The following is a 12,309-nucleotide window of genomic DNA, read 5'->3' on the forward strand; positions in this document are numbered from 1 at the left end:
GACTGTGAGGCCGCGACCTACCCCGAACTGAACTCGCCGAGGCCCGATTGCTCGTGGTCTAGCGGCTCAATGATCTGGGGATCGTCGTTGCCAGGGTTATTGACTCCCGACGAGATCTCGTAAGCGTCTAGATCGTCCTTCGGATACGGCTGGCACAGGTCCTTGCGGGTCTTCGGATCTGCGGCGAGCCAGTCGGACTCAGCGTCCGGTGGGAGGACGACCGGCATCCGATCGTGGATGGAGTTCAGCAAGTTATTCGGCTCCGTCGTCAGAATCGTCACGCACGAGATCGTCTGGTCGTCGCCCTCCCAGACGTCCCAGAGCCCGGCCATCGCGAACGCGGGGTCGTCTTCCCGGTAAATCCGGTAGGGCTGTTTCGACCCGCCGATTGGCGATGTCCATTCGTAGAACCCTGATGAAGGGACGAGACAGGGGCGAGATTCCCACGCCCGCTTGAACGCGCTCTTCTCATCGGCCGTTTCGGAGCGGGCGTTGATGATGCCTTCCTTGGGTTGGTCCGCCCAGAACGGAATCAGCCCCCAGTGGTAGGCCTCGATCTCGTCTGAAGCCTCGTTCGTGATGATGTAGAGGTCCTCGCCAGGCGCGATGTTGTATCGGGATTGTACCCACCGTCTGCGACGACCTCGGCGTCGAAGCGGGCCTCGAGGTCAGCCTGGTCGATGAAGAGCGAGTTGCGGCCACACATACATCCGGGTCCGATCGGGAGAGCCTTCAACGTATCTGAAAATGTGAAGGGCTGGTTCTGTTGCTCCCTCGTTTAATGGTAGATTTGGGGATGATCGGTAAGTACAAACGCGGCACTTACCATCGTGATTTGTAGTTCGACATCTTGGCTCTAGGCTTCTGCCCTGGGTTGCGCTGATTCCTCGCCGTTGCTGGATACAGCACCGCAAAAGGTTAGAAGCTATGCGAATTTTGGAGTATTATGACCATTATCTACAGATTTCGCCCAATGAAATATTTGATTGGCGACGACGGCGATAACGACTACCGCGAGCTTGAGAAGCAGGAATTAGCACTCTCCTCACCACGGTACTTCAACGACCCACTTGAGGGCTATCAAGATGTGTTTTGGGAAGGGGACGAAGTCCTGTGGGAGAACCTGCTCCGACATTATTTGTTAAATCTACATCAGGCGGCCATAACGTGTGTGCTTTCTGATGACGAGGAAACTCTCGAAGAATATGCCATAGAACCCAAGCTCACCCGTGGCGATCTCTCCACAGATGAGCGTCGCCAACAATTCGATTCCATCTGCCAGTTGTTTTTCGAGGAGAAAGGATTCGAAAGTGTCCCTTCGAGTCTAGCTTCCCTGCCAGAGCCACTGAAGAGGAACAATCTCAAACAGATCCTGTCGGTCATCCACCGCTCGGCACTCGAGTCTGTATTAGAGAGAATGAGGGGATCGGGAGCGATTCCGGAAGGATGGCCTGAGGTTACGATTTCAGGTGACTCTGAAACCGTTGAAGATCTGTTGGATGCTATTTCCGCCGCTATGGCTGGTGAGAATGAAGAACTGTTAGAATCAGTAGCGTCGCTAGTTAGGCCCTTAGAATCGCATATGTACCTACAACAGGCGGTGCAGACGGGGGTGGAGCAGATTGAACTGCAACATAAGAAATGTCACTTTTTGCACCACTCATTTCCCGACCGGTATATTAGAGAAATAACCAACTCACTTATTCACACGAATTGGCATACGTTGTGTTTCGCGAAGGAGTGTGCAAGTCCTCCGATGTGGGCTACGTATGCAGACGAACATAGAGGAGCCGCGTTGATGTTCCGCGCAGACTGCCAAACTGACGAGTCATGGGGGAAGATGGACGTCAGCGAGGGTGCTGGTTCGGAAGATTCGGAACCTACCTCGGGGGAGATCACAGCACCTCTGCATGCTGTTGACTATGAATCTCCACCGCCAGAAGTTGACTTCTTCCGGTTTTTAGGCAGGCTCCCACTCCCGAAGCTGGAGTCAGCGTGGCATTCCACGCCGGATGGCAGAACTAGTCAGATGATGGATGAAATCGTAGATGATCTAGATGCCTGGCGAGAAAACCTTTGGAACCATTTCCACAGTATGTCGACGAGAAAGCTGAGAAAATGGGAACATGAACAAGAAATTCGCATGGTGCTCCCCGATCTGTTGGAATCAGAGGGATCTCATCGTAAGGTCACATATGATATGTCCCAACTTGAGGGAATTGTATTTGGCCTTCGTACTTCACTTGAGGATCGTTTTGAGGTGATGAAGATCATCTCCGAAAACAATCAAGATGGTGATTCCTCTCCTGTTGAGTTTTATGAGATGGTTTACGACGGCAAGGACTTCAGAAAAGTGAAACTAAATGTGGCCTAGTATTCCCAAGGTACTATGTCTCTATGAGTGTGGAAGCAAATTAAAGCCACTCCCTATATTCAGTAAGCATTTCCTATCACCCGTTATGAGTTTCAATAGCGCCAGAAAACTCAAAGAGATCGTAGGCAGCTACCAGAACAGCGACTGTAGTGTTGAATAACTTGATGACGTCCGCTTCCTCTGGCTCCTCTAAATAAGGGTCAGTCTCACAGTGGATGATAGAGTCTCGTTGTTGGACAACATCATCAAAATCGTCCCATAGCTGGGCGTATGGACCAGACGTAAGTCGAGTATTAGACACTTCTTCTAAACCGTGTTTAGCAATTGTATACCGGTTCAGATGTCCTTTTTCTAAGTCGTTTGCTTCGTCAATTGCGCTGTCAAGGTCGTGTCCCTCCCACCGATAATAGATGATCATCTGTCTGATCAGGCAATTATCGACTGCTGAGCGTAGCAGGGGTACTGCAGCAAGCAGATTATCTTCCTGAATAGCGTGCTGTGCATCCACTAAGAGGTCAACCCATGTCGGGTTCGTCACTTCTCTGTGTGATACGGTAGCCCGGTACGAGACATCGATCTCGTCTCCGAAACTGAGTGGTCCCTGACTGTCTCGACCCTCACGGAGTGTTGAATTGATCGCCAGATTTGTAGGCCCAGTTCGAACAACGGTAATTAGAAGATTGTCTCCCAGCCGTGCTTGGTTCTGGGATTCAGCGATCTCGAAAGGTAGCCAGTTTTCTTCGTTTACTCCTCTGCGGCTTGCTCCGGTAATGAATAGCGAAGTGTATTCACAGCCCTTGTGTATTTTGTGCATCGGTACTGGGCGTGTCTCACCTACGTTCACTCCGTTAAAATCGTCAATCTGTCTTCCTCCAGGAGTGAGCGGGATGTTAAAATAATCACCTTCGACACTTCCTGTCCGATGTAGTGTCTGGAGTACTCCTGTATCCAAAGTAAAACCGCTCTGGCAGTAGGGACAGATCACAAATTGATCTGGTTCCATTGAACTTGGCTGCAGATCCGGGAAGTCGAGAATGTCAATCATGGAATCGCAGTGACGGCATGTGAGATTCACGCCTCCACCTGAGATCCCACTGGTTCTGGTATTCATAGCTGCTTGTTGTTCTCTCTCAAATATAAACCACTCTTGCACAGCGATGCGAATGTTATCTAAATCAGTCAGGAACTTCCGTGGTCGATACGCAAGCCTACTTACCGGCTGTTTCACCGCAGATGGTATGTGACCGAGAGGATTTCCACAGAGTCGAAAAGGCTCTGAATCGTGTGATTAGAGTTCGGTCGGTGGCAGAAGATCACAGAGAACAGCTGCTTGGTCAAGAAGTGCGTCGAAGAGCCGTTCAGTCGGTCGATACAGCGCGTGGTGTTCATCGGCAGTATAGGGCGTTTTCTCGTCGTCGGTGTGAGAGAGAAATCCACTTTCGAGAAGTGGGGCAAGGGTAGTATCCAGCGCAGTTCCGGAACGGCCAGATTCGACTTCGAGTGTGTGTCGAGAGAATTCAGAAAGGAACCGTGTACAGCAACTCAGGACGTGAGCACGTCGATCAGTGAATAGTTCGTTGAGCGCAGTACGATGGGTTCGCGTCCAATACTCGTCCAGTTTGACGTATGTGCGAACGATAGGGGATAGGTCGTTCAAGGAACCATTCGCATGGACGATTCCAAGGTCGTTGAGCGCATGTTGGTCTTTGGTGTCCAGAGAATCGCCTAGGGGGTGGAGAACAATTTGAAGCGCATCGTGGTACCGGGAAGTGAGGAATTCACCGGCAACAACCTGGGCGTTCACGATATTTCGAGTTGGATGCATTGACTCGTGGTGATCGGGCTTTCGGTGGTCGACATGAGTTCGTGGATAGCTCATAGAGCACCTCTTCCAACGTGGCGTTAAGCATTAACATTCTGAGCAGACAGGCTCGAGACTGCAATTGTGTAGGTTTAACCAACGCGCCGCGATCAATACAGTCGGATGTTGGTTAACACGGAGAACGCTCGATTCAGGAACTATTCTCGGAAACGGGATTCAAACAGAGACTACTCGGGACTGTACTGGGATTGGAGGGGGATCAGTCGCGTTCCCTGAAACACGGAAGCGACACGCCGCGGCTTATCGTGAAGGTAGACCTCTAATCGAGTATGGAAGAACACCCAACGTCGAACCGATTAGCGGTGGACCAGCCAACCCGGGGCGCAGACCGCAATCGGCCCCTTGCTGACCAGGCCGATCCGGCTACGGACGAAATGCTGTTGCCGTCACTCGAGGACGGCATCACGCTGCTCGACGTGAAGGGTGGCCGCGGCGTCCCGATCCTGCAGTCGCTCGTGCTCGACCATCTCCTCCTGCACGACGGGCCCGCCTTCTGGGTCGATGCGAACGGCCACGCGGCGACGACGACACTGGCCCAGATCGCGCCCAGCCAGCGATTGCTCAACCGAATCCACGTCGCACGTGGATTCACCGCCTACCAGCACTACGGCGCCGTTTGTGATCTCCCGTCGGCAGTGAACAAGTCGATCCAGAGATCCACCACTGACCCCGGGGCGGCCGGCCGAGGGGAACCAAGTTGTGACGAGGACACGTCGCCCCACACGCCCGCCCTTATCGTCGCGCCGGCGGTCGACGCCCAGTACCGTGCCGACGATACCTTCGGCGAATCCCACGCGAAAACCCTTCAGGCTCGAACTCTCGCCCGGTTGGCGACCTACGCCGATGGGTACGACATCCCGGTGCTCGTTACGCGAAACGAACGAAACGAATTCACCGAACCAGTTGCGACGGTCGCCGACCACCACCTGGAGTGCGAGCAGACGCGGATGGGCCCACGGGTCGTCGGCGAGGATTTCGAGACGCTCGTCTATCCCGTCGACGACGGCGCGTACTACCAGACGACGTTCGCGTACTGGCGGCAGCTGCTCACGGCACGCGCCACGCAGGTCGGCGTGGAACCGACGACGCAAGCGCCGTCAACGCCGACCCCGGAGGGTGTCGGGGCGGGCATCACAGCTGACGGTGAGAGGGTGGCGGCCACCGCGGACCCCTTGCTTGATGCGTGGACCGTAACCGGGAGAGGAGGTCGATAGCGATGGGGCGCACGAACCCAACCTACCGGGATGCACTGCGAGCCATCGAAGAGCGCTGGGCAGAGTTTCGGCGGGCACTGCGGCGTCGCGACCAGCCGCGCTTCGACCGCCTGTTCGAGTACGCCCGCGAGCACGCCGACGCGGGCGGGCTGTTGAACCACCAGAATCCGTTGCTGCCGGCGCTGCTCAGTATCGATCTCGAACAGGAGGGTCGGCTTGACGACCACGAGGAACGCCTCGAAGAGCTCGAAAACGCACTCAATGAGGGGAACAACCGACAGCAACTCTCCGAGACGGATACCACAGAGGACGGGTTGCACTGATGGTTATTATGACGGGGTACTAGCTCCTTCGTATGGCAACGGATCGCTTCCAGAGAATCAACGACTTGGAATCAGGTGATCGAATTCGGATCCACCTTACCGGGGGCAGTCCGGTTGAGGCTGGCGGTGTTGCGTTTCCGAATCCGTGGGAGACCTCCGTCGGAAGTGTACACGAAGAGAGAAAGGATCCCCGGAAGGGAGATGAGGTCCGACATATCGAATTTCATCGGACAGTGCGTCTCGATCCACCTGACGAAATCGTGCCGCCTGATCGCATCGTGTTCAAAACAGCACATCGGATGGACCAGGAGAACACGCTCCAGCTGACTTTCAAACAGCTGATCGAAGATAGTCCTGGTCACTATACACTCCATGCTTTGGGATTCGAGGATCTCGAGGTTCTCGGGTGAATCCGTATCGAATATAGCGCCTCGGTTCCGTAATCAGTAGACTTAACCAACACGTCGTAGGCTGTGTTGGTATTGTTGGTTAAGATGGCGGGAAAGAGGAACCAACTCCCCGGAAGTGTTTGCGGAAGATGGTTGAAAAGGGCCAAATTTGCCTTCTAAGCCCTTCGCAGCCGTGTCACACAAATTCCTTGAATTCCGGAAGCGACACACTGTCAATTATCGGGTGAGCGTACGTTGGCGTGCCTATACTAGAGGGTGACAAATAGAAAATGCCGTTCACATTTGATTTCCTCAATGACGGCCGAGTCCTCGAATGGGAGACGACAGCTGACAGCGCCGTCGCGACCGAGCACGAAGACTACACTCCGCGCTTCTACGTCGCCCCTCGCGATCCAGATGCCGACCGCGACCTCACGACGCTCCAGTCGGTGTACGACCAGCACCCGGATGTCGTCGCGACCGAAATGGTTACGCGACGCCCCGGCTTTCGACAGGACGAGGAAACAGTCCTCGCCGTCGACGTCGCCCACATCGATCGCGTCACTCCACTCGCCCGGCAGGCGCGCCAGCTGTCGGACCATCCAGTCGGGGATCTCGCCTGTTTCAACGTCGATTTCTCGCGAGAGTTCCGGTACTGTCTGGAGACCGGCGTCAATCCGACGCCAGCGGGCGAGCTGTCGACGCTCAGGCTCAGCGTCCCGGTGACCGAAACGAGCAACGACATCTATGGAGAGCTGACCGTCGCCGGCGACACCGTCACCGGATCGCCAACGGATATTCTGACCGTCGTCCAAGGGGCGCTCGACGCACACGATCCGGACGTCTTGGTCTGCTCGACGAGCGAGATCGTCCCGACGCTCCACGAGATGGCGACGGGCACCAGCGTCGACGACTTCTCGCTGAGTCGGTGGCCGAACATCGACTACCAGCAGCTCGCGAGCCGGTCGACATACTCGAGCTACGGCCGCGTCGGCCACTCGCCGGCGCGGTACAACGTGCCCGGCCGGGCGATCATCGACGAGTCGAACACGTTCTTCTACGGGGAGACGAATCTCGACGGCGTCCTCGACCTTGTGTCGCGCTCGAAAAAGCCCGTCCAAGAGCTTGCGTGGGCGTCGATCGGGAACGTGCTCACCGCCATCCAGATCTGTGAGGCCCACGACCGCGGCGTCCTCGTGCCGTGGAACTCCTGGCGCCACGAGTTCTACAAGTCGATGGAGACACTCCACGACGCCGACCGCGGCGGCTTCATCTTCGCGCCCGAGGTCGGTCTTCACGAGAACGTCCACGAACTCGACTTCTCGAGCCTGTATCCGAATATCATCTGTACCCGGAACGTTTCGCCGGACGTCATCCGGTGTGACTGCCACAGTGACCGTGAGGATGTCCCTGGCCTCGGGTACTCGATCTGTGACGACCCGGGCTACCTCGTCGACGTGCTCCAGCCGATCATCGATGCTCGCGACGAGATCAAGGCGGCCATCCGACGCGAGAAGGAACGAGACGACCCCGACGAGGACCGACTGGCGCAACTCGAGGGACGGTCGGGAGCGCTGAAATGGATCCTCGTCGCCTGCTTCGGCTATCAGGGGTTCAGCAACGCGAAGTTCGGCCGGATCGAGTGCCACGAGGCGATCAATGCGTTCGCTCGCGAGATTCTGCTGACGGCGAAACAGCGACTGGAAGCCGGCGGCTGGCGCGTCGTCCATGGCATCGTTGACTCCATCTGGGTGACCCCGGACCCCGACGTCGACGACGATGACCGCGAGAACCTCCAGACGCTCGCAACGGCGATCACGGAGCGAGTCAAAATTCGGCTCGAACACGAAGCCCACTACGATTGGGTGGCGTTCGTGCCACAGCGCGAGGGCAACGCCGGCGCGCTGACGAAGTACTTCGGGACGGTCGCCGGCGACGACGACTTCAAGGTCAGAGGCATCGAAGCCCGACAGCGCTCAACCCCGCCGTTCATCGAGGATGTCCAGCGGGACTGTCTCGACCGACTCGATGCCACGCGGTCACCGGACGCGGTGCTCGACTGTCTTCAGGACGCGATCAAGCGCCTCCACGCTGGAACGGTGTCGGTCGAGCAACTCGTCGAACGGAATCGTGTCTCCAAGCCACTGGGGGGATACACGCAGAACACCCAGAACGTGGCGGCGCTGAAGCGGGCTCGAGAGCAGGACCTCGCTGACCACCCAGGACAGGACATCGAGTACGTAGTCGTCGACGACGAGAAGAGCTCGCGAGAACGGGTTGCGTTGGCTCATGAGGAGGTCGAGTCGTACGATGCGTCGTACTACGAGACGCAACTCGTCAGAGCTGTTGAGAGTGTGCTGTCACCGCTCGGGTGGGACCGATCCGACATTCGCCGAGAGCTCTCCGGTGAGAGGGACGCCGTTTTGAGGTCGTTCGGGGCACTCGATGAATTGTCGTAGTGGACCCCACCCCTGGTTTCCGTCGTTTCGATCCAACCCCACGTTTCCGACGTAATCTTCGACCCCCCTCGTTTCCGTCGTTTCCTCACGCCCCACCCCGGATTTCCGTCGTCCCCAGCCACTCAGTAGTAGGGGCCCTACTCGCGAGTCCAGTCCTGCATCCGGCTGTCCTCGAGGATCGTTTCGCGGACGACCTGGGAGTCCTCGATAAGTCGGTTCTGGAGGTGGATGCCGCCCGCACTCCCCTTGTTGATCTTCTCGATTTCGACAACCCCGAGGAAGGCTTGCTCTTTCAGGATGTCACGGAACCGACGGACGGAGAGGATGTCCATGTCGAGATGGTTGCAGATGCGTTCGTACTGGTCGTACACCCGACTTGTGAGGAACGCATCGTCGGTACTATTGATACTCAGTTCCGTGAGCGCCAGCAACGCCGCCTTCGCCTGCGTGGGTGCGCCGTTCACGAGTTCTCTAAACCGGTCCTTTTCGGCGTGTTGTTGTGCCTGGCGGACGTGTTCCTCCGTCACTCGCTCTGCTCCAGCCTCGTAGGCAACTTCCCCAGCGTGGCGAAGAATATCGATCGCCTTCCGAGCATCGCCGTGTTCTTGCGCGGCGAAGGCAGCCGAGAGCGGAATCACGTCCTCGGAAAGGACGCCGTCCTGGAAAGCGTCCTCGCGGTTGAACATAATCTCACGAAGCTGGTTGGCGTCGTATGGCTTGAAGAACAACTCCTTGTGCTGGAAGCTGCTTTTCACGCGCTCGTTCACGTTGTCGACGTACTGGATCTTGTTGCTGATCGCGATGACACCGACGCTACAGTCGATTTTGCCTGCCTCCTCAGCACGCGAGAGTTTCATTAGCATACTGTCGTCGTTCATCAAGTCGATCTCGTCGAGGATGATGATCACAGAATCGAATTGAGCATCGAGCGTCTTCCAGAGGAGTTTGTAATATTTCGACGTACTGAGGCCGGTATAGGGGACGGTGATTCCAGTCGAAGATTCATCGTTCAGCTTCGCAGCAAGTGAAGAGATTGCTTGGGTCTCGGTATTGTCTTCAGCACAGTCGATATACGCTGTTCCAATCTCGACGCCGTCCTGAGCGGCATTTTGAGCTCGTTGGCAGACGTGTTTTGAAACAAGAGATTTACCGGTCCCAGTTTTCCCGTAGATCATCACGTTCTCCGGGGAGTATCCGTGGACAGCACCGTTGAGACGTTTTGCGAGCTTCGAGATTTCCTCGTCGCGACCGACGATTCGGTCAGCCTCGGGAACGTGACCGATTTTCAGGAGATCCTTGTTCGCGAAGATACGATGCCCGGATTCAAAGAGTGGATCGTCGACAGAACTGGGTGAAGAGTCGGGCGTCATTGAATATCACACGGTGTGAGCGGAGAGAGTATAAATCTAGTGGAGCATGCCACCCCACGTTTCCGACGTTTCTTGTCCGATATCAGCCGGAAAATGCCGTAATTCGACGGAATTAGATCGCTGACAATATAGCCGCGTTTCCGACGTGAGAGAGGAAACCCATAGACGGAAGCGTTTCCTCGATCTCGAATTCCGAACCCACACACCCCACGTTTCCGTCGTAATCACTGAACAGGCGGGAGGGGACTCGAAGAAAACGTCCACGACGAGATACCAAAGACGAGAGCGGCCTAGCCGTCCAAAGCTGGCCGTCTACAGCAGCAGCTGGAAAGGATTGTTTCATCTGAGGGGGCGAAGTACTTCGTCCCCTCTTTGGTCGAAGTACACTTAATGAGCGTTTCTCATCTATACCACTTTAATCTATGTGTTCCAGAGGTTGGTTCATCTCTAGGTTGGTTCTAGGTCAATATAATTAGTGGCTGCATAGTACTATCGTAGTATCTCCCTACGCCGTCGTGGAGAAACGACGGAAACGCGGGGGGTGTGGTCCCGTCGAAATCAGCGTCACCCCCTCCACCCACATCCAGTTACGACGGAAACGTGGGGTGGGTGTCCTCCCTCACCGAGTTTTACTCGTCCGGGTTGACCGGGCCCTTGTACTGAGAACGAATCTTCTCTCCCTCCCGCCACTGCCAGTAGTAGTAGCGATTATCGTTGATCTCCTTGATCGTGATTGTTGCTTTGGCCGGGACGTCATCCGGAAGATCGTCTGGTCGCTCTTCGACCTCTTCTTGATCTGCCGACTTTTCGAGACGGGCCTCACGTTCCTTGTGCTCGGCTAGTGCTTCGGCGTACGTAGCAATCTCTCGGAGCTGCTCCGGGTCCGACTCGATGAGCGAATTGACAATTTCCGTCGGGAGGTTCGCTGGTGGGATCGGAGGTTCGTAGGACATCGGCTACTCTCGTGTTAACCAACACGACCCACGAATCCATAGGTTTGTTGGTTAAGACGATAGACACGGTTCTCGCGATTGCTGGCTGTAACACTACTTGAAACTTCTTTATATACCAGTTTCGTACTATGTTACACCGTGCTCCGGCGCATCGAACTCGAGGTTCCCGCTACGGTCGACCGCGGCGACACAATCTTCGAGCTCGCGACGAAGCTCGACCACAGCGAGAGTTACCTCTCCCGTGCCGTCGGCGACCTCATCGAGAAGGGGCTCGTCTACACGGAACGCGATGCCCGGCGAAAACGAGTCGTCCCGTCGGATGCTCGTGCCGTCGAACTCTACCAAGACCTCGTCCGTCAGCACTCCCACATCGAGTTCCCCGAGCTGCTGACCGGGAAGGCACTCGAGGTGCTGTACTATCTCGACCAGCCGCGAACCGTCTCCGAGATCGCCGACCAGAGCGACAACTACCGCAACACGGTCAACCGCGTCCTCAAGCGGTTTCGTAACCGTGGTCTCGTCGGAACGGCCGACAGCCGCTATGAGTTTAACGCCGGTTTCGACCGCCTCCACGAGTTCGCTGGGAACTTGCACACCATCTGCATCGTCAACGTCTCGAAGCCGTGGTCCCGAAGGGTACGATTCTCTGGGAGGACTACGACGAATTCCTTGCCCAGGCCGAGACGGATATCGACGCAAAGGAGTTCCACGAAACCGGCCTTGCTCGATTCGTGGACTTCGACCTCCAGTTCCTGCTTACCGGCCACCGCTACTACGTCTACTCCGAGGAAATCGACGCAGTCTCGACGGCGGAGCTCTGCTGTCATACCCTCTTGATCGACGACGGTAGCCGACACCGCTCGTACTGTCTGCTCCTGCTCAGCCACGTCGACGTCGACGATGAAAATCTCCGAGAGCAGGCAGCGAAGTATGACCTCGAAGACGAAATCGACGCCTTGCTCCGCTACCTCGAGACGCACGGCGAGGTCGACGACAACTGGATCCCGGAGTGGGACGAGTTCCAGAAGCTGGCGGCTGACTACGAGGTGCAACCCCCACAATGAGACCAACATTCGGACACGAGTACATCGAGAACGAATTCCAGCGAATCGGAACGGGGGTCTCTGAACTGCTTACGGTCTACCTGCACCGATGGCATGCAAGAGCGCAGCGAGCCGTTCCTCAACCTGGAGCGACTGACGGTCCGGCTGGTCAGCACCGAGGATATCTTCCTGCTCAAACTGATCGCGGGCCGTGACGACGACATCGAGGACATGAATATGCTCGTGCAGGCCGGCCTCGATTACGACGTCGTCCGGGATGAGCTCGAAGCCCAGATCGAACG

The 12,309-nt window shown here is 56.3% G+C and carries 8 protein-coding genes and 3 pseudogenes; 7 read left to right on the forward strand and 4 right to left on the reverse strand.

Annotated features, from left to right (window positions below):
• Positions 1 to 17: 17 nt before the first annotated feature.
• Positions 18 to 706 (reverse strand): annotated as a pseudogene (locus tag D8Y22_RS19995) (SOS response-associated peptidase).
• A 240-nt stretch (positions 707 to 946) separates the two neighbouring features.
• On the opposite strand from D8Y22_RS19995, the gene D8Y22_RS20000 reads away from it, so the two are divergent.
• Complete coding sequence (locus D8Y22_RS20000; RefSeq protein ID WP_141466413.1) at positions 947 to 2,374, forward strand: hypothetical protein; 1,428 nt, start codon at positions 947 to 949, stop codon at positions 2,372 to 2,374.
• A 76-nt stretch (positions 2,375 to 2,450) separates the two neighbouring features.
• Here the strand turns inward: D8Y22_RS20000 and D8Y22_RS20005 are convergent, their stop codons facing one another.
• Complete coding sequence (locus tag D8Y22_RS20005; RefSeq protein ID WP_141466414.1) at positions 2,451 to 3,485, reverse strand: zinc-ribbon domain-containing protein; 1,035 nt, start codon at positions 3,483 to 3,485, stop codon at positions 2,451 to 2,453.
• 1,040 nt (positions 3,486 to 4,525) lie between these two features.
• Between D8Y22_RS20005 and D8Y22_RS20015 the strand changes: the two genes are divergently transcribed.
• The 4 genes from D8Y22_RS20015 to D8Y22_RS20030 all read left to right on the forward strand — a co-directional run bounded on the left by D8Y22_RS20015 (position 4,526) and on the right by D8Y22_RS20030 (position 8,641).
• Positions 4,526 to 5,470: a hypothetical protein gene (locus D8Y22_RS20015; protein WP_217350913.1), complete on the forward strand. Its 945-nt coding sequence runs from the start codon at positions 4,526 to 4,528 to the stop codon at positions 5,468 to 5,470.
• 2 nt (positions 5,471 to 5,472) lie between these two features.
• Positions 5,473 to 5,793 carry a hypothetical protein gene (locus tag D8Y22_RS20020; RefSeq protein WP_071402839.1) on the forward strand — a complete coding sequence of 107 codons (321 nt, stop codon included), beginning with the start codon at positions 5,473 to 5,475 and terminating at the stop codon, positions 5,791 to 5,793.
• Positions 5,794 to 5,825: 32 nt separating this feature from the next.
• Complete coding sequence (locus D8Y22_RS20025; protein ID WP_071402838.1) at positions 5,826 to 6,203, forward strand: hypothetical protein; 378 nt, start codon at positions 5,826 to 5,828, stop codon at positions 6,201 to 6,203.
• Positions 6,204 to 6,472: 269 nt separating this feature from the next.
• Entirely contained in the window at positions 6,473 to 8,641 is a 2,169-nt protein-coding gene (locus tag D8Y22_RS20030; protein ID WP_141466415.1) for a type B DNA-directed DNA polymerase, read from the forward strand.
• 137 nt (positions 8,642 to 8,778) lie between these two features.
• Here D8Y22_RS20030 and orc4 read toward each other — a convergent pair whose 3' ends face one another.
• Together orc4 and D8Y22_RS20040 are read right to left on the reverse strand one after the other, a co-directional pair.
• Positions 8,779 to 10,011, reverse strand: coding sequence for a DNA replication protein Orc4 (gene orc4 / locus D8Y22_RS20035; protein WP_141466416.1), 1,233 nt, complete (start codon positions 10,009 to 10,011; stop codon positions 8,779 to 8,781).
• Between the two features lie 629 nt (positions 10,012 to 10,640).
• Entirely contained in the window at positions 10,641 to 10,964 is a 324-nt protein-coding gene (locus D8Y22_RS20040) for a hypothetical protein (protein ID WP_141466417.1), read from the reverse strand.
• Between the two features lie 138 nt (positions 10,965 to 11,102).
• On the opposite strand from D8Y22_RS20040, the pseudogene D8Y22_RS20045 reads away from it, so the two are divergent.
• Both D8Y22_RS20045 and D8Y22_RS20050 read left to right on the forward strand, forming a co-directional pair.
• Positions 11,103 to 12,028: pseudogene (locus D8Y22_RS20045) on the forward strand (MarR family transcriptional regulator).
• Between the two features lie 84 nt (positions 12,029 to 12,112).
• Positions 12,113 to 12,309 (forward strand): annotated as a pseudogene (locus tag D8Y22_RS20050) (hypothetical protein); the annotation flags it as partial.

This window comes from Salinadaptatus halalkaliphilus (genome assembly GCF_006543045.1).
GTDB lineage: Archaea > Halobacteriota > Halobacteria > Halobacteriales > Natrialbaceae > Salinadaptatus > Salinadaptatus halalkaliphilus.